The following is a 17,250-nucleotide window of genomic DNA, read 5'->3' on the forward strand; positions in this document are numbered from 1 at the left end:
CTGGGCTCCAGCCGACTTTGAACGAAGCGTAGCACCGCGGGCCTTGAGCTTTGTCCAGCCTGCCCCAAGGCGGACTTGTTGATCAGGAATCAACAGGCAGTTCTGTTGTAGACTTGGTCAAAGCCAGAACTATCTCGCTTGTGTAGGCGCGAACACCGGGAGCGACCTTCAACATGCGCCGCGCAAACTCCTGATAGTGCGCAACATCACGGCTGCGGACCAGCAGGATGTAGTCGGTATCGCCGGCGATCAGCATACATTGCATCACGCGCGGAGAAGCCGTCATTCGCGTTTCGAACGTGTGCATCATCGCCTCGGTCGGCCCGTCAAGCTTCAGGCGCACAACGGTTAGCAATGGATAGCTCAGGGCTTCAGCGGACAGCAGAGAGACTGTGCGTTCGATAATCCCCGCGCTCCGCAGGCGGCGCACGCGCTTCAAGCAGGCTGGAGGCGAAAGGCCGACTGCATCTGCTAAGACTTGGTTTGCAATCAGTCCATCTTGCTGCAAAGACCGCAGAATCCGCCGGTCAATCTCGTCAAGCACAAAGCCTCTGGCGGCGTCTGACTTTCCTTTCTGAAAGTCTTTTGGCTTTTTTGTGGGTCTAGATTTCTTCATGCGGCTATCTTTAGGCTCGTGACCTCATAAAATCACGTGAAAAAAGAAATCCCGGTGGTTTCACAATGAGGTAATTCTGCCTCATGAATTCTCCGGCACTCAGACTGGAAAGATCGAAGCTGCTTGGCCTGAGCGGCCTGTCTGTGCAGGGTGTCGCCTGGATGCTCCTGCTCGCTGTCATGTGGGGCCTTTCGATCCCCATTACGAAGTACGGTCTGCAATTTGTTCCCCCGCTGACCCTGACCGCAATGCGGTTCGCCATCGCAGTGCTGCTGCTCTTCCTCTGCACAATCGGCAAGCCGACGCTCGCCCTGAGGGCACTTCCTCGGGCGGCTGCCCTCGGCGTCTTGGGAATCGGCGTCGGCCAGGTCGCCCAGGCGTTCGGTATCCAGGGCACGACCGCCTCTGTCGGCACCATCATTTCGGCCACGATTCCGATCTTCGTCGTCGTATTTGCGGCCCTTCGACTCGGGCAGCGCGTCACCGGCCGCCAACAACTTGGCCTCTTGGCTGCGTTTGCCGGTATTGGTCTGGTTGCGCTCGGACGTGATCAGGCAACCGGTGCGGTGGCTGCATCCGACGTGGCAGGCGCTTTTTGGATGCTGCTCTCCGCCGTCGCAATTGCGTTCTACTATGTCTGGAGCGTCGAACTTACCCGCGAGTACGACACCGCCGCCGTAGCGGCCTGGAGCACGCTGTTCGGCTTCCTTGCGCTGATGCCATGGTGCGCCTGGGAGCTATCGCACAGCGAACTGCATCTCACGGCGGGGGTCTTTGCGGCGGCTGCTTACCTAGGAGTGGCGGTGAGTGTCGCCGGACTATTCCTTTGGCTGTACATCCTCAAAACGGTTTCGGCTCCTGTCGCGGCGAGCGTTCAGTATCTTCAGCCCGTGTTCGGCATCGCGGCAGCGGCCGTGATGTTCGGTGACACTCTTGGGATCCTATTCAGTGCCGGCGTCGTCTTGATTCTTTTCGGTCTCGCGCTCGCAGTTGCCACTGGGCGCAAAGCTGAGGAAGCGGTGCCGCACGAATGAGCTTGATCGTTCTGAAGCTGGTCTTACCGCCCGTTCTCATTCTGTCCGCCTCTTTAGCCGGGCGCCGATGGGGCAATGCCATTGGCGGCTGGTTGGTCGGTCTCCCCCTGACTTCCGGCCCCGTCTCCGCTTTCCTTGCTGTTCAGTACGGTGCGGAATTCGCTGCAAGCGCCACCGATGGATCGCTGGTCGGCACCGCCGCGCAAAGTTGTTTCAGCCTTGGCTATGCTCTGCTGGCCCGACACGGCTGGATCATCGCGTTGTTGGGTGGAACCACCGCCTATGCAACAGCCGGCTTTCTATTCCAGCCGCTGCCACTCCCGCATTGGGGGTTTTTCCTCTTTGCTCTGGGCACGCTCAGCGCGTCGGCACATCTTCTTCCCCATCGCACGCTCGCGCCCAGCACGATTGCTGCTCCGTGGTGGGATCTGCCGGGCCGCATGCTGATAGCGACAGTCATTGTCGTGACCCTGACCGCAGCCGCCACATTGGTCGGAGCAAAGACAGCCGGCATCCTGTCGAGCTTTCCCGTGTTCGGCGCCGTCCTGGCGATTTTTGCGCACCGTATGAGTGGGGCCTCAGCCGCGATGCAGGTGCTCCGCGGAATGGTGCTGGCCCTGTACGGCTTCGCAACATTCTTCTTCGTTCTTGGACTCTGTCTGACAACGCTAGGCGTCGTTGCCGGTTTCCTTGCCGCGATTGCGAGTACGCTACTGGTGCAGACGGTTGCGCTTCGCTTCATCCAGCGCGGGCAGATGTTGAAGCCTGCAGAATCATCATTGGGCTAACCAGGGTGGCGCCTTCATATTTGATGACTCTGTAGCGGCACACCGCGACACCGTTCACTAGACCGGCACGACATAACCATCGCGGCGGGGATCGCAGCCGCCACTCATCAACCCAGTTGATTGATCACGCGTCACGCCTTGCATCCCGCCAACACGCATGCCCCAATCTTCGCTCGGAATGATGGCATGGCCGCGCTTGGCAAGAGCGGCCAGGACGTCAGGCGCTAACCGCGTTTCCGGCTCGATCTGTCGACCGTCCCACAGACGTATGCGCGGCTGTTCGATAGCTTGCTGCAAAGGATGAGCAAAATCGACATGTTGGACCAACGCCTGCACCTGCGTCTGCAAAATGCCGTAGCTGCCCGGAGTGCCAAGCGCCAGCACCGGCGATCCGTTGCGGGTCGATATCGTTGGTGCCATGCATATGGGCAATGCATCGCCTGGCTTTGCGCGATGCGGCGAATGCGGCTGCACATCGGCCCAATACATGAAGTTGTTCAACGTCACGCCCGTACGTGGCACGATCACCGCGGAGCCATACGGCGAGCCGATGCTGTTGGTTAGGCAAACGAGATTGCCGTCACTATCGCCGATGGACATCGAAGTGGTGTGATGTTCGGCGACAGGCATTCCCAACCACTGCTCCGTCGGCCCATCGATGGTGACGCCGGAGCGCACTTGGGCCCGCAAATCAGCAATGTGGGCGTCCGACAAAAGTTCGGCCAGCTTCGCCGGCTGAGGATTGTTGTGCGCGATGCGGTCGCCGGCCGCGAGGCGAATTGCACGCAACACGGTATCGACATGCTCGACCCCATTGTTGTCCAATGCGCCAAGTTGGAAGCCATCCAGAATGCGGAGCGCCAACAACATTTGGAAGCCCTCACAGGGTGGTGGCGGCAAGTTCACGGTCAGATCGCGATATTGGGCGGAGATCGGATCGCTCCATGAATTTGCGATCGTCGTGGTCGCAGCTTCGAGATCTGCCATTGTCACCGAGCCGCCCACCGCCGAGAGGTGCTCGACCATGGCTTTGCCGAGCGCTCCGGCGTAGAGATGGTCCGGGCCATGCTTGGCAATCGCCTCATACGTCTTGGCGAGGTCTGGTTGTTTGAGCACCCAACCGAGTCGCACCTTGCCGGAGCCGTCGGTGTAATTCTTTGACCAGGGAGCATAGAGCGCTGGGTGCGTTGCAATTTCTGGAGATGTTATATTGGTTTCAAACTCATTGAATTCGGTGATGCCGTAGCCGTCGCCTGCAGCAGCTATCGCCGACTGCAGACAATCGCCGAACGACAATTTGCCATAGCGCTTGTTCAACTCCGCCCAGCCGGCAAGATTGCCCGGAGTCCCGACCGCCTGGGCGCCGCGCTTCATCTCTTCACGATTTGAGAATTTCCGATAGGGGAAATTCGCGTGTATCGGCGGCACGAAATTTAGGGTGCGAACCGTGTTTTCGTTCGCGCACCAGCATGTCGCCAGTCCCATTCCGGCAAGGCCCGACATGAATGGTTCGACCACACTCAGAGTCGATGCCACTGCCACGACGGCATCAAATGCGTTGCCGCCGCTCGAGAGTATTTTTGCACCCGCTGATGCCGCCAGGGGGTGCGCGGCCGCTACTACGCCACGCCTCGAATAGATTGTCGGACGTTTCCCGTTCATGCCAACTCCCCCGCCGGCTTTTGTTAGGTTTTGGAACATAGCCAGTTATTCGAACGCCGTTGATCCGAGTGGGATGATCCAAAGCAAACCTGCAGGTAAGCGCCTCTCGTGGCGAGCCATGAAGGCTCTTGGACCATTTGCGAATGTACCCTCCGTCGCGGCTTTTGATGGATGGCCAGACATCAGTCGGTCGACCGTTTGATGAGTGCTTGCCCTGGCTCGCGCACATTCGCGGCGTGCTGAGGGCGTGATCCTCAGCATCTAATCTTTAGAGCCTGGGGGGACTGGAAGCGGCTCGTCCGCCATCTACTCGGCTAGATCGAGAAGAAGTGGCCCGAGAAACTCGCAGGAACCAAGCGGCCGGATTCTGTCGCACGAGGATGCGATGAAAGGACCGCCATAGGCGCCCGCTTACGCCTGCTTCTTCTTCGGCTTCGGCTTGGTCGCCTTCGGCACGACCTGCGGCTCGGGATTGCCCTCGATCGAGGACAGGCGGCCGGACGTGAAGGTGTAGATGCCGGCGCGCGGACCGGTGCTCCAGGTGACCACCGCGACGCGCCTGCCGGCGGCATCACCGGAGAGGCTGACATTCGAAGGCGCGCCGATGCCGCGCACCACGTCGCATTCGGTGTGGCCGAGCGCGACCGTGCCGCCCACCGGCGCCGGGGCCGTCGTCGACGCGTTGGCATCGGCAGGCCCGGGCGGCGACGCCATGCCGGGACAGGCGCCGTCGGCGCTGACGAGATCCTCGGCCGCCACCGGCTTGTCCGGGGTCAACGGCGGCGATTCGATCGAGATATTCTTGATGAAGAGACGGCCCGGCCGCTGGAACCATTCGGCGTCTTTGGCAGACGCCAGCAGATCGGTCCCGCCCGAACAGCCCGCGACCAGCGGTGCTACGGCAGCCAACGCAATTACGAGCGAGCTGGGAAGCTTTTGATGTCGCACGATAAACTAAATTCCCCGCATGAAGGACGAGCCCTAAGCGTTTGTCCCAACATCACTTTGCGGCACGAAGGTGACAGAAGCCAGCATCGCCCGAAAAGTGCAAATTATCATTAATTGCGAACGGCCGCTAATTCCGACGCTGCCACCGGCCCCGTTCGTCGGCCTGCCAATAGGTGACATCAAATCCCCGCGCCTTGCAATCCGTCCAGGCACTGCGGGCCGACGCGAGGGCATCCGGATCGTCGCCGTTGAACAGCAGCACCATGCGCTCATAGCCCTGGGCATCCTGCGGCAATGCGGCGTTGTCGACCAGGAAGCGGACGTTGGCGCCGTTGGGATTGCCCTCCTCGATCGCCAGCACGATCGGCTGGTCGGCGGCGTCGTTCACCCGCCACGTCGCGTGCGGCAGGAAGGAATCGTCGCGATAGGTCCACAAATGCGCGTCGAGCGCATCGGCGCGTTCCTCCGAGGTCGATTGCACCACGACGCGCCAGCCGCGCTCGAGCGATTTCTCGAGAAGCGGCGGCAACACGTTCTCCACCGTCATGTTTTGCAGATGGTAGAACAGCACTTCGGTCATTTGGTCACTTGCGCTCGTAATGATCGGCGACCAGCCGGTCGAGCAGGCGGACGCCATAGCCGCTGCCCCAGCTCTGGTTGATGTCGGTCTTCGGCGCGCCCATCGCGGTGCCGGCGATGTCGAGATGCGCCCAGGGCGTGCCGTCGACGAAGCGCTGCAGGAACTGCGCGGCTGTGATCGAGCCGCCGTGGCGGCCGCCGGTGTTCTTCATGTCGGCGAACTGGGAATCGATCAGCTTGTCGTATTCGGGGCCGAGCGGCAGGCGCCAGACCTTCTCGCCGCTCTCGATGCCGGCCGCGAGCAGGCGCTCGGCGAGCTCGTCATTGTTGGAGAACATGCCGGCGTGCTCGGTGCCGAGCGCGACCACGATCGCGCCGGTCAGCGTCGCCAGATCCACCATGAATTTCGGCTTGGTCTTCTTGGCGACGTACCAGAGCACGTCGGCGAGCACGAGGCGGCCTTCGGCATCGGTGTTGATGATCTCGATGGTCTGGCCCGACATCGAGGTGACGATGTCGCCCGGCCGCTGTGCATTGCCGTCGGGCATGTTCTCGACGAGGCCGATGGCGCCGACCACGTTGGCCTTGGCCTTGCGCGCCGCCAGCGCGTGCATCAGGCCGACGACGCAGGCCGCCCCGCCCATGTCGCCCTTCATGTCCTCCATGCTGCCGGCCGGCTTGATCGAGATGCCGCCGGTGTCGAAGCAGACGCCCTTGCCGACGAAGGCAACCGGTGCCTCGCCCTTTTTGCCGCCGTCCCAGCGCATGATCACGGTGCGGCTCGGCCGCGCCGAGCCCTGGCCGACGCCGAGCAGCGCGCCCATGCCGAGCTTCTGCATCGCCTTGACGTCGAGCACCTCGATCTTGACGCCGAGCTTGCGGAGCTGACCGGCGCGGCGCGCGAACTCCTCGGGGAAAAGCACGTTCGGCGGCTCGTTGACGAGGTCGCGCGCCATGACGACGCCGTCGACGACGTGGCCGGCTGGGGCAAACGCCTTCTTCGCGGCGATGGCGTCGCCCACCGCGAGCGAGATGTCGGCGCGCAAGCCGCCCTCCTCGCCGTCCTTCTTCTTGGTCTTGTAGCGGTCGAACTTGTAGGCGCGTAAACGAAGGCCCGAGGCGATCGCGACCGCCTGCTCGCTGGTCATGGCGCCGCCGGGCAATTCCGCCATGATGGTCATGGCGGCGGCGCCGGCCGTGAGCTTGCTCGCCGCCACGCCGCCGAACTTGAGGAAATCGCTCGTCTTCAGGCTCGCCGGCTTGCCGGCCCCGATCACCACCAGGCGGGTGGCCTTCACGCCCTCCGGCGCCAGGATGTCCAGGGCAGCCCCGCTTTTACCTTTGAAGCCGGCGGCAGAGGCCGCCCGCTTCACGAGATCGGCAGCGCTCCCGAGCGCCTTGGCCGTCGCCGGGCCGAGCTTCAGGCCGTCGTCACAGAACACGATCAGGATGCCACGGGCGGCGGCAGACAACGGGACGAAGCCGACCTTGATGGCATCGGACATGGGTAACTCCTCCAAAACATGGGGCTTTTTGCCGTTCGGCGGTCCCGGCCACAGGCCGGAGCTGAACGGCGATTCACTGGACTTTATCTACTATGGGCCACCGCCCCGGCAGATGCCAAGCACCGCCGTGGCCGCCAGGCCACAACGCGCGAAATATTAACCATATATTGAGGGTGCCACGGGGCAGCCATTTTGTTGACGGATCAAAGGGATGGTAGTGAGAGAGTAAGCCGGCGGAAGCGGTGGTTGGCCGACCTTGGGGATCCCCTGACCGGGATTGGTTGGACAGCCGGAGTTCCGGCCTGCAGTGGGGCTTGGTGGGATTCGTGCGGTAGCGCATGGGGTCAATCGATAGGTATATTTTCCGCACGACGCTGGCGTCGTTTGCGCTCGTCCTGGTCAGCCTCACCGGCGTGATCTGGATTACGCAGGCGTTGCGCGGCATCGACCTGATGACGAGCCAGGGTCAGACCATCCTCACCTTCCTCGGCATCACCAGCCTCGTCATTCCGGCGCTGGTCCTGATCATCTCGCCGATCGCGCTGATGATCGCGATCTCGCACACGCTGAACAAGCTCGCGACCGATTCCGAGATCATCGTGATGAATGCCGCCGGCTTCTCGCCGTTCCGGCTGTTCTATCCGTTCTTCTACGCCACCTGCGTGGTGGCGCTGCTGGTCGCCTTCATCGCGGCGTATCTTGCGCCCGACGGCATGCGCCGGATCAAGCAGTGGGACGCCGAGATCACCGCCGACGTGCTCACCAACATCCTCCAGCCCGGCCGCTTCGCCCAGCTCGACAAGAACCTGACGATCCGGATTCGCGAACGGCAGCCCGGCGGCATCCTTGCCGGCATCTTCATCGACGACCGCCGCGATCCGAATGAGCGCGTCTCGATCGTCGCCGAGCAGGGCGAGGTCGTGAAGAACGAGAACGGCTCCTTCCTGGTGCTGAAGGATGGCAATCTCCAGCGCTTCGAGGCCGGCAAGCGCGATCCCGCGCTGGTGGCGTTCGGCCGCTACGGCTTCGACATGTCCAAATTCTCGGGCCAGGGCCGCGACGTCACCCTCGGCATTCGCGAGCGCTATCTCTGGGAGCTGTTCTCGCCGGCCGAGGATGATCCCGTCTACAAGCAGATTCCCGGGCAGTTCCGCTCGGCCCTGCATGACAGCCTGTTGGCTCCGGTCTATCCCTTCGCCTTTGCCGTGCTGACCTTCGCCTTCCTGGGTGCGCCTCGCACCACTCGCCAGAGCCGCAACTTCTCGATCGGCTCCTCGATCCTCGCCGTGTTCGGCCTGCGCATGGCCGGCTTCGCCTGCTCGGTGATGGCGGTGAAATCGCCAGAGGCGGTGTTCGTTCAGTACGCAATGGTCGTCGGCGCCATCGGCATCGGGCTGTGGATGATCATCGGCGGCATCGTGGTCGAGCTGCCTCCCCGCCTCATGGAGGCCATCAACAAGTCCAACGCGCGCATTGCGCGGCTGTTCGGACGGCCGGCCACCGCATGAGCATGCTCACCAACACACTCGGGCGCTATTTCGCCGGCCGCTTCGTCGTCGCGGCGCTCGGCGTGTTCGCGAGCATCTTCCTGCTGCTGGTGCTGGTCGACTACATCGAGATGGTGCGCAAGACCTCCGGCCTTGCATCCGCCTCCGCGATCATGGTCGCCGAGACCTCGCTGTTCCGGGTGCCGCAGCTTTTGGAGAAGCTGACGCCGTTCTGCATGCTGATCGGCGCCATGACCTGCTATCTCGCCCTCTCCCGCCGGCTCGAGCTCGTGGTTGCACGCGCCGCCGGCATCTCGGCCTGGCAGTTCATCGCGCCGGCGCTCGGCAGCGCGCTCCTGATCGGGGTCGTCGCCACCGTCGCCTACAATCCGATGTCGGCGAATCTGCGCGAGCTCTCCAAGCGCATGGAGGCCGAGCTGTTCGGCTCGGCGCCCGGCGGCGGCATCCAGGATGCCTCCGGCTTCTGGCTCAATCAGGTGACCAGCGACGGCCAGACCATCATCAACGCGGCGCGCAGCGAGCAGCAGGGCATCCGGCTCACGGGGCTCACGCTGTTCCGGTTTGACACACAGCAACACTTCAAGGAACGCGTCGAGGCGCGCGAAGCCACGCTCGAGGCGGGCCATTGGTTGTTCAAGGGCGTCCGCCGCTTCTCGCTGGATGCGCCGCCGATCGACCAGGCCAGTTTGGAGATTCCGACGACACTGACCGAGGCCCAGGTCCGCAACAGCTTTTCCACACCGGAGACTGTGTCCTTTTGGCAACTACCGAGCTACATCCGCTCCTCCGAAAGCTCAGGCTTCGCGACAGCCGGCTATCGACTCCAGTATCAGAAGCTTCTGGCACAGCCGTTTTTGCTCGCCGCCATGGTGATGCTCGCGGCCTCGGTGTCGTTGCGCTTCTTCCGGATGGGCGGCGTGCAGAAGATGGTTTTGAGTGGCGTGGGCGCAGGCTTTCTGCTCTACGTTCTGTCGAAAGTGACTGAAGACTTGAGCAAGGCTGAGTTGATGCATCCGATCGCTGCGGCGTGGTTGCCCGTGGTGGTGGGCGGCCTGACCGGCTTTTTGGCCTTGTTGTATCAGGAGGACGGTTAGTGACTGCCGTCCAACGAGGGAGCGTGTCTCGTTTGACGCGGCGTACTGTGGTGCGCGCGAACGGGTGCGGCTTGTCTATTCGCAGGCTCCTGCTCGCTGTTGCCGCCGTGGCATCGCTCGGCGGGCTGGTGGATGTTGCCGCCGTGGCCCCCGCCTCCGCCCAGAGCTTCACCTACAATCCGCTGCCGCCGCGCCCGAAGCCGCCGAAGGTCGCCAACGACAACCAGATGCTGGTTCAGGCGACCGAGGTCGACTACGACTACAACAATTCGCGCGTCTCCGCGGTCGGCAACGTCCAGCTGTTCTACAACGGCACCAGCGTCGAGGCCGACAGGGTCATCTACGACCAGAAGACCAAGCGGCTCCATGCCGAAGGCAACATCCGCATGACGGATGCCGACGGCAAGATCACCTACGCCGAGATCATGGATCTCTCCGACGACTACCGCGACGGTTTCGTCGATTCGCTGCGCGTGGACACCGCCGACCAGACCCGCATGGCGGCGAGCCGCGCCGACCGCTCCAGCGGCAACTACACGGTGTTCGATAACGGCGTCTACACGGCCTGCGCGCCGTGTAAGGACGATCCGAAGAAGCCGCCGCTGTGGCAGGTCAAGGGTGCCCGCATCATCCACGACCAGCAGGAGAAGATGCTGTATTTCGAGACGGCGCAGCTCGAGTTCTTCGGCGTGCCGATCGCCTACATGCCCTATTTCTCGACGCCTGATCCGACCGTCAAGCGCAAGAGCGGCTTCCTGATGCCCGGTTACTTTCCGGGCACGACCAACACCGGCTTCGGCGCCGAAATTCCGTATTATTGGGCGATCGCGCCCGACATGGACGCAACCTTCACCTCACGCTTCATGTCGCGACAGGGCGTACTCCTTCAAGGCGAATTCCGTCAGCGTTTGATCGACGGCGCCTATCAGATCCGCGCCTACGGCATCGACCAGCTCGACCCCGGCGCCTTTGCCGGGCAGCCCGGCGACCGCCAGTTCCGCGGTGCCGTCGACACCAAGGGTCAGTTCGCGCTGAACGACAAATGGGTCTGGGGCTGGGACGGCGTCCTGATGTCCGACTACTATTTCTTCTCGGACTATCGCCTCGCGGCCTACAAAGACCCGCTCGGCTCGTTCCTGAACCTGCCGACCGACGCGCTGTCGCAGCTCTATCTGACCGGCGTCGGCAATCGCAGCTTCTTCGACGCACGGACGATGTACTGGCTGAGCTTCTCGGGCAACCAGGACAAGGTTCCGGTCGTCTATCCCGTGATCGACTACTCGAACGTGCTCAACTATCCGGTCTTCGGCGGCGAGTTCAGCTACAAGACCAATTTCGTGAACCTTTCGCGCGAAAACGCGGTGTTCGATCCGATCACGACGCTCGCCAACACCAACGGCCTGTGCACCACCGCCTCGGCCGATCCGCTCGCGCGCACGCCGTCACAGTGCCTGCTGCGCGGCTTCCCCGGCACCTACACCCGCCTTACCGCGGAAGCGCAGTGGCGCAAGTCCTATACCGATCCGTTCGGCCAGATCTGGACGCCGTTCGCCAGCCTGCGCGCCGACGCGATCAATTCCTCGGTCTCCAATCAGCCGGGCGTATCGAACTATCTGCCGGTCGGCGACACCCAGGCATTCCGCCTGATGCCGACCGTCGGCCTCGAATACCGCTACCCCTTCATCAACGTTCAGCCCTGGGGCTCGACCACCATCGAGCCGATCGCGCAGATCATCATCCGTCCGAACGAGACTTATGCCGGCAAGCTGCCGAACGAGGACGCGCAGAGCATGGTGTTCGACGCCTCGACCCTGTTCAGCGTCGACAAATTCTCCGGCTACGACCGCGTCGAGGGCGGCGGCCGCGCCAATGTCGGCGTGCAGTCCACCACGCAGTTCGACAGGGGCGGTGCCGTCAAGGTGTTGTTTGGCGAGTCCTACCAGCTGTTCGGCCTGAACTCCTTCGCGGTCCGGGACTCCATCAACACGGGCCTGGATTCCGGTCTCGACAAGCCGCGCTCGGATTACGTGGCAAGCGCCAGCTACTCGCCCAACCGCACCTACACCTTCAGCGTCCGCTCCCGCATGGACGAGCAGACCTGGAACGTGCAGCGCTTCGAGGCGGAAGGCCGCGCCAATTTCGACCGCTGGTCGGTCAGCGTGCTGTACGGCAACTACGCGCCGCAGCCGGAACTCGGCTATCTGACGCGCCGCGAGGGCATCCTGACCTCGGGCTCGCTCAAGGTCGCGACCAACTGGGTGGTGTCGGGCTCGGCGCGCTGGGACCTCGAGGCCAACAAGATCAACCAGTATGTGCTCGGCGCCGGTTATGTCGACGATTGCTTCGTTCTGGCGGCGAACTATGTAACTTCGTATAGCTATTCGGCAGGCGCTGCGCCGCCAGTGCTGAACCACGCGTACATGTTCACGTTCGGGCTGCGTACGCTGGCGACCTCATCGGCGACCAGCAGTTCCGGCGGCCTCCAGTAAACGGTTTGAAGTGCCGGCCGCGTTGTCCCAATCGCAGGTTCACCGCGGCTGACATGCGAGCGAGATCCATGACGACTGCCCTGCCTATGTTCCGCCTCCTCTTCGTCGTCGGCGCCCTGCTGCTGGCCGGCACGCCGTCGCGCGCGCAGAACATCGTGGTCATGGTCAACGGCGATCCGATCACCGATTTCGACATTGACCAGCGCGCCAAGCTCGACCAGCTGACGACGCAGAAGACTCCCGGCCGGCAGGACGTCATCAACGAGCTGATCGACGACAAGGTGAAGCTCAAGGAAGGCAAGAAATACGGCGTCGATCCCGGTGTCAGCGACATCAACCAGTCCTTCGAGGGCATGGCGCAGCGCATGCGCATCTCGCCGGATCAGCTGACCAAGTCCCTCGAATCCAAGGGCGTCCGCCCTGAAACCCTGAAGGGCCGCATGAAGGCCGAGATGGTCTGGACCAGCCTCGTGCGCGGCCGCTTCAAGGAGAAGCTGATGGTGGGAGAGCGCGACGTCGCGCAGGCCGTGCAGGCCCAGACCGGCGACAAGCTGCAGGTCGAGGGCACCGAATACAAGATGCAGCCGATCGTGCTGATCGTGCCGCGCGGCTCGTCCCCGGCCTTCCAGGAGACGCGGATGAAGGAAGCCGAGCAATATCGCTCCCGCGTCGGCAGCTGCGAGGAAGCCAATTCGCTGTTCCGCTCGACGCCGAACGCCACCATTCGCGAGACCGTCACCAAGACGACGGCGGACCTGCCCGAGGCGCTGCGCAAGGTGCTCGACGACACGGCGATCGGCCATCTGACCGCGCCGGAGGTGACCAAGGCGGGCATCGAGATGGTGGTGCTGTGCTCGCGCAAGCCGACCATGATCGACACGCCGAAGAAGCGCGAGGTCCGCGAGAAGATGTACCAGGAGAAGTACGAGAAGACCCAGAAGGCCTATCTCGACGAGCTCCGCAAGGCAGCGATGATCGAGTACCGCAACCGCTGATGGCCGACGCCCCGATCAAGCCCCTCGCCCTGACCCTGGGAGAGCCCGCGGGCATCGGCCCCGACATCGCGATTGCGGCCTGGCTTCGCCGCCGTGAGCTGAACCTGCCCGCCTTCTATCTGCTCGGCGACCAAGCCTTCGTCGCGCAACGCGCCAAAGCGCTCGGCGCCGAGATCCGGCTCGCCCCGGTGAGCGCCAGCGAGGCCGTGGCCGCCTTCGCCGAGGCCCTGCCGGTGGTCGCGACCGGCGAGCGCGCGACGGCCGAGCCCGGCAAGCCCGACGCATCAAGCGCGCCCGCCGCACTCGCCTCGATCCGCCAGGCAGTCACGGATGTGCGCGAGGGGCGCGCCGGCGCCGTCGTCACCAATCCGATCGCCAAGAGCGTGCTCTACCGCGCCGGCTTCCGCCATCCCGGCCACACCGAATTCCTCGCCGAGCTGGCCGCCGACGGCGGCCGCGTGCCGCAGCCGGTGATGATGCTGTGGTCGCCGCGGCTTGCCGTGGTGCCGGTGACCATCCACGTCTCCTTGCGCGAGGCGCTGGGCCAGCTGACCAGCGAGTTGATCGTCTCGACCGTGCGCATCGTCGCGGCCGAGCTGACATACCGCTTCGGCATCGCGCGGCCGCGCATCGCGATCTCCGGCCTCAATCCGCATGCCGGCGAGGACGGCTCGCTCGGCCATGAGGAGCAGACGGTGATTGCGCCGGCGCTCAAAGTCCTGCGCAACGACGGCATCGAGGCCAGGGGCCCGCTGCCCGCCGACACCATGTTCCACGAGGCCGCGCGCAACCTCTATGACTGCGCGGTCTGCATGTATCACGACCAGGCCCTGATCCCGATCAAGACCGTCGCCTTCGACGACGCGGTCAACGTCACGCTCGGCCTGCCCTTCATCCGCACCTCGCCCGATCACGGCACCGCCTTCGACATCGCCGGCACCGGTAAAGCGAACCCCGCAAGCCTGATTGCCGCGCTGAAGCTTGCGAGCCGCATGGCGGCTGCGACAACCTGATGAGCGCGATCGACGACCTCCCGCCGCTGCGCGAGGTCATCCGCCAGCACGCGCTGTCGGCCCGCAAATCGCTCGGTCAGAATTTTCTGCTCGATCTCAACCTCACCGCGCGCATCGCCCGCGCGGCCGCGCCGCTGGAGGACTCCACCATCGTCGAGATCGGCCCGGGCCCGGGCGGACTGACGCGCGCGCTGCTCGCGCTCGGCGCCCGGCGCGTCATCGCCATCGAGCATGACGAGCGCGCGATCCCGGCGCTGGAGGATATTTCCGCGCGCTATCCCGGCCGGCTGGAGATCGTGCATGGCGATGCCATGACCTTCGACCCGCGCCCGCAGCTCTCGGGCGAACGCGCAAAGATCGTCGCCAATCTGCCTTACAACATCGCAACCCAGTTGCTGATCAACTGGCTCACGATCGAACCCTGGCCGCCCTGGTACGACATGATGGTGCTGATGTTCCAGCGCGAGGTCGGCGAGCGCATCGTCGCACGCGAGGACGAGGAGGCCTATGGCCGTCTCGGCGTGCTCGCCAACTGGCGCTGCGAGACAAAGATCCTGTTCGACATCTCGCCGTCCGCCTTCGTGCCGCCGCCGAAGGTCACCTCCTCCGTCGTGCGCCTCAAGCCGCGCGCGGAGCCGCTGCCTTGCGATCGCAAGCTGCTCGAGCAGGTCGCCGCCGCCGCCTTCGGCCAGCGTCGCAAGATGCTGCGGCAAAGCCTGAAATCACTGGGTGTCGATCCTGCGCGACTTGCCGCGGCGGCCGGGGTCGATGCGACGCGGCGCGCCGAGACGATCCCGATATCGGGCTTTGTTGCCATGGCCCGTGAATTGGCCGATATACGCAGCGAGGCTCAATAATAGGAATTTCGGAGGAAGGAATATGGCGTTGATGCGTCGGCAGTCCCTGGTCAAGTTCGATGCGCCGCTGTGCGAAACCATCGTCGACACGCCCAAGCCGCAAGGACGCGAAGTGCTGGTGCGCATCGAGCGCTGCGGCCTCTGCCATTCCGACCTGCACATCCAGGACGGCTATGCCGATCTCGGCGGCGGCAAGAAGCTCGACACCACGCGCGGCATGACGCTGCCCTTCACGCTCGGCCACGAGATCGCGGGCATCGTCGACGAAGTCGGCCCTGACGTTCCCGCCGGCCTGGTCGGCGCCAAGAAGGCGGTGTTTCCCTGGATCGGCTGCGGCCAGTGCCGCGACTGCGCCAATGGCGACGAGAATCTCTGCGCCAAGCAACGCTTCCTCGGCGTCTCCATCGACGGCGGCTTCGCCACCCATGTGCTGGTGCCCGACGCAAAATACCTGCTCGACTACGATCCCCTGCCCGTCAATCAGGCCGCGACCCTGATGTGCTCCGGCGTCACCGCCTACGGCGCGCTCAAGCGCCTCGTCGACCGTCCGCGCCAGCGCAATTTGCTGCTGATCGGTCTCGGCGGCGTCGGCATGATGGGTCTGTCGTTCGCGCAGGCCATGTTCAAGCAACCGATCACGGTCGCCGACCTCTCACCGGCCGCGCGCGAGACCGCGCTGAAGAACGGCGCGGCCGTCGCCTACGATCCGTCCGAGCCCGACGTGATCAAGCGCATCCTGAAGGAAACCGAGGGCGGCTTCGACGAGGTGGTCGATTTCGCCGGCAACGAGAAGTCGATGGCGTTTGCGGTCGCGGTCGCCGCGCGCGGCGGCAAGGTCGTGGTCTCCGGCCTGATGGGCGGCCAGTTCACGCTGCCGATGGTGCAATGGGTCTACAAGCGCCTGACCGTCGAAGGCTTCATGGTCGGAACGCTCACGGAAGGCCATGAGCTGATGGCGCTCGCCCGCGCCGGCAAGATCAAGCCGACGCCGATGCGGGAGGAGCCGATGGGCGACGTGCAGAAATGGATCGACGAGCTTCGCGCCGGCAAGGTCGTCGGCCGCATTGTGCTGAAGAACTAGGATGCGAGGAACCTGAGCCTCCCTGCGGCGAGATCGAAGGTCTCGCCGCGGAACGCCGACGCCCGCGCTGCGTTGGCAGCACATGTCCATCCGCTGCACCGTCGAGAGCGCATTCTTCATTGCCTGGAGCTGCCTGGAGCAGAGCGGCGAGCTCGGCGCACCGGACGAGACTGCGAACTTTCTTCTCGACTTCATTGAAGCTCAGCTCAGGACCGGCGAACGCCGGCAACTGATGCTCGCGAACCGGGCGATCGGCGCCTGGCGCGCGCACGTGGCCAGGAGCCGGCCGCAGGACGCGCGCTTCGGATGACCGACGGCAACGTCGCCCTCAGCTCGCCCATGCAGCCATCGCTTTCCACTGGCCGCTCCAGGGTTTTGCCGGATTCCGATAGTGATTTCGTCATGCCTCACTCGACCGGGACTTGCCGCCGCGAAAACCACAACTTGCATCGGCCCGTGAATGGCCGTTCAATGGCGGTTTAGGCCGACGCCGCGTTATTTTTTGGTTTTCTGGAATGCGAACTTTTCTCATCATCTTCGGCATCTGGCTGCTGATCAACGTGCTGTTCGTCGTCATCATGATGCCGCCGCGCAAGCCGCGGAAGCCGGATCATCCGCGCTCATCGGCCGGCCTCGCACCGGCAGCCATCGAGCCGAACGCCTATCCTTTCGATGAGGACGAGAAGGTCTCGCTTCGCCACACCATCATTGCCATTGCGATGGGCGCGCTGTTCTCGCTGACGCCGCCGCTGCTCCAGGCGGTCGACGACATCAAGCGGCTGGTCAACAAGTACCGCAAGTCCAGCCAGCCGCCCGAAGCCGAAAACGGCGAAGGATCGCCGGCGACGGTGTCCGAAGACCTCCGCGCGCGCGAGAAGCGCACGACGGCCGGCGAATCCTCGACCGACGATCGGAACGCGCCGAGGCGCTAGAGCCTAGATTCTCTTCGCAGATTCCACTTCGCGCGCGACATTGGAACGTCGCGCGCCGCCAGCGCGTTGGCTCTCCATCAAGGCAACGACCGGGTCGGAGCCGATGACAGGAGCAGGCGCCGCCTGCTCCGAAGAACACGCAAAACACC

16 protein-coding genes are annotated in these 17,250 nt (G+C 63.9%); 11 read left to right on the forward strand and 5 right to left on the reverse strand.

What is annotated here, in order from left to right; genetic code table 11:
• Positions 1-82 precede the first annotated feature (82 nt).
• Positions 83-616, reverse strand: coding sequence for an Lrp/AsnC family transcriptional regulator (locus tag QA649_RS26365; RefSeq protein WP_283019747.1), 534 nt, complete (start codon positions 614-616; stop codon positions 83-85).
• Positions 617-777: 161 nt separating this feature from the next.
• Between QA649_RS26365 and QA649_RS26370 the strand changes: the two genes are divergently transcribed.
• Both QA649_RS26370 and QA649_RS26375 read left to right on the forward strand, forming a co-directional pair.
• On the forward strand, positions 778-1,650 hold the full coding sequence (locus QA649_RS26370; protein WP_283026101.1) for a DMT family transporter: 873 nt from the start codon (positions 778-780) through the stop codon (positions 1,648-1,650).
• Entirely contained in the window at positions 1,647-2,438 is a 792-nt protein-coding gene (locus tag QA649_RS26375; RefSeq protein ID WP_283019748.1) for a hypothetical protein, read from the forward strand. The genes QA649_RS26370 and QA649_RS26375 overlap by 4 nt, the downstream gene beginning before the upstream one ends.
• A gap of 57 nt (positions 2,439-2,495) precedes the next feature.
• Here the strand turns inward: QA649_RS26375 and QA649_RS26380 are convergent, their stop codons facing one another.
• From QA649_RS26380 to QA649_RS26395, 4 genes are all read right to left on the reverse strand, one after another.
• Positions 2,496-4,100 (reverse strand): gamma-glutamyltransferase, encoded by a 1,605-nt coding sequence (locus QA649_RS26380; RefSeq protein WP_283019749.1) that lies wholly within the window; start codon positions 4,098-4,100, stop codon positions 2,496-2,498.
• Positions 4,101-4,511: 411 nt separating this feature from the next.
• On the reverse strand, positions 4,512-5,009 hold the full coding sequence (locus QA649_RS26385; protein WP_283019750.1) for a hypothetical protein: 498 nt from the start codon (positions 5,007-5,009) through the stop codon (positions 4,512-4,514).
• 166 nt (positions 5,010-5,175) lie between these two features.
• On the reverse strand, positions 5,176-5,628 hold the full coding sequence (locus QA649_RS26390) for a DNA polymerase III subunit chi (protein WP_018645396.1): 453 nt from the start codon (positions 5,626-5,628) through the stop codon (positions 5,176-5,178).
• A gap of 4 nt (positions 5,629-5,632) precedes the next feature.
• On the reverse strand, positions 5,633-7,132 hold the full coding sequence (locus QA649_RS26395) for a leucyl aminopeptidase (protein ID WP_283019751.1): 1,500 nt from the start codon (positions 7,130-7,132) through the stop codon (positions 5,633-5,635).
• Positions 7,133-7,470: 338 nt separating this feature from the next.
• Here QA649_RS26395 and lptF point away from each other — a divergent pair, with 338 nt between their 5' ends.
• The 9 genes from lptF to QA649_RS26440 all read left to right on the forward strand — a co-directional run bounded on the left by lptF (position 7,471) and on the right by QA649_RS26440 (position 17,101).
• Positions 7,471-8,640: an LPS export ABC transporter permease LptF gene (lptF, locus tag QA649_RS26400; RefSeq protein WP_018645393.1), complete on the forward strand. Its 1,170-nt coding sequence runs from the start codon at positions 7,471-7,473 to the stop codon at positions 8,638-8,640.
• Positions 8,637-9,734 (forward strand): LPS export ABC transporter permease LptG, encoded by a 1,098-nt coding sequence (gene lptG / locus QA649_RS26405; RefSeq protein WP_260384270.1) that lies wholly within the window; start codon positions 8,637-8,639, stop codon positions 9,732-9,734. The genes lptF and lptG overlap by 4 nt, the downstream gene beginning before the upstream one ends.
• On the forward strand, positions 9,734-12,223 hold the full coding sequence (locus QA649_RS26410; protein WP_283019752.1) for an LPS-assembly protein LptD: 2,490 nt from the start codon (positions 9,734-9,736) through the stop codon (positions 12,221-12,223). The genes lptG and QA649_RS26410 overlap by 1 nt, the downstream gene beginning before the upstream one ends.
• Before the next feature lie 68 nt (positions 12,224-12,291).
• Entirely contained in the window at positions 12,292-13,218 is a 927-nt protein-coding gene (locus QA649_RS26415) for a SurA N-terminal domain-containing protein (protein ID WP_283019753.1), read from the forward strand.
• A complete protein-coding gene (gene pdxA, locus QA649_RS26420; protein WP_283019754.1) occupies positions 13,218-14,231 on the forward strand; it encodes a 4-hydroxythreonine-4-phosphate dehydrogenase PdxA in 1,014 nt (337 codons plus the stop codon). The genes QA649_RS26415 and pdxA overlap by 1 nt, the downstream gene beginning before the upstream one ends.
• Entirely contained in the window at positions 14,231-15,088 is an 858-nt protein-coding gene (rsmA, locus tag QA649_RS26425; protein WP_283019755.1) for a 16S rRNA (adenine(1518)-N(6)/adenine(1519)-N(6))-dimethyltransferase RsmA, read from the forward strand. Before pdxA ends, rsmA begins: the two co-directional genes overlap by 1 nt.
• 22 nt (positions 15,089-15,110) lie before the next feature.
• Complete coding sequence (locus QA649_RS26430) at positions 15,111-16,169, forward strand: alcohol dehydrogenase (protein ID WP_283019756.1); 1,059 nt, start codon at positions 15,111-15,113, stop codon at positions 16,167-16,169.
• Between the two features lie 82 nt (positions 16,170-16,251).
• Entirely contained in the window at positions 16,252-16,479 is a 228-nt protein-coding gene (locus QA649_RS26435) for a hypothetical protein (protein WP_283019757.1), read from the forward strand.
• Between the two features lie 205 nt (positions 16,480-16,684).
• On the forward strand, positions 16,685-17,101 hold the full coding sequence (locus tag QA649_RS26440) for a phosphonate metabolism protein PhnM (RefSeq protein ID WP_283019758.1): 417 nt from the start codon (positions 16,685-16,687) through the stop codon (positions 17,099-17,101).
• Positions 17,102-17,250: the final 149 nt, after the last annotated feature.

The organism is Bradyrhizobium sp. CB1717 (assembly GCF_029714325.1).
Taxonomy (GTDB): domain Bacteria; phylum Pseudomonadota; class Alphaproteobacteria; order Rhizobiales; family Xanthobacteraceae; genus Bradyrhizobium.

Excerpts from the sequence above, each read along its gene's own strand:
- pdxA (WP_283019754.1), top strand. The coding sequence starts at position 13,218 with ATGGCCGACGCCCCGATCAAGCCCCTCGCCCTGACCCTGGGAGAGCCC.
- lptG (WP_260384270.1), top strand. The coding sequence starts at position 8,637 with ATGAGCATGCTCACCAACACACTCGGGCGCTATTTCGCCGGCCGCTTC.
- QA649_RS26365 (WP_283019747.1), bottom strand. The coding sequence starts at position 616 with ATGAAGAAATCTAGACCCACAAAAAAGCCAAAAGACTTTCAGAAAGGA.
- QA649_RS26415 (WP_283019753.1), top strand. The coding sequence starts at position 12,292 with ATGACGACTGCCCTGCCTATGTTCCGCCTCCTCTTCGTCGTCGGCGCC.
- QA649_RS26375 (WP_283019748.1), top strand. The coding sequence starts at position 1,647 with ATGAGCTTGATCGTTCTGAAGCTGGTCTTACCGCCCGTTCTCATTCTG.
- lptF (WP_018645393.1), top strand. The coding sequence starts at position 7,471 with ATGGGGTCAATCGATAGGTATATTTTCCGCACGACGCTGGCGTCGTTT.
- QA649_RS26395 (WP_283019751.1), bottom strand. The coding sequence starts at position 7,132 with ATGTCCGATGCCATCAAGGTCGGCTTCGTCCCGTTGTCTGCCGCCGCC.
- QA649_RS26380 (WP_283019749.1), bottom strand. The coding sequence starts at position 4,100 with ATGAACGGGAAACGTCCGACAATCTATTCGAGGCGTGGCGTAGTAGCG.
- QA649_RS26440 (WP_283019758.1), top strand. The coding sequence starts at position 16,685 with ATGCGAACTTTTCTCATCATCTTCGGCATCTGGCTGCTGATCAACGTG.
- QA649_RS26430 (WP_283019756.1), top strand. The coding sequence starts at position 15,111 with ATGGCGTTGATGCGTCGGCAGTCCCTGGTCAAGTTCGATGCGCCGCTG.
- QA649_RS26370 (WP_283026101.1), top strand. The coding sequence starts at position 778 with ATGCTCCTGCTCGCTGTCATGTGGGGCCTTTCGATCCCCATTACGAAG.
- QA649_RS26390 (WP_018645396.1), bottom strand. The coding sequence starts at position 5,628 with ATGACCGAAGTGCTGTTCTACCATCTGCAAAACATGACGGTGGAGAAC.
- QA649_RS26435 (WP_283019757.1), top strand. The coding sequence starts at position 16,252 with ATGTCCATCCGCTGCACCGTCGAGAGCGCATTCTTCATTGCCTGGAGC.
- rsmA (WP_283019755.1), top strand. The coding sequence starts at position 14,231 with ATGAGCGCGATCGACGACCTCCCGCCGCTGCGCGAGGTCATCCGCCAG.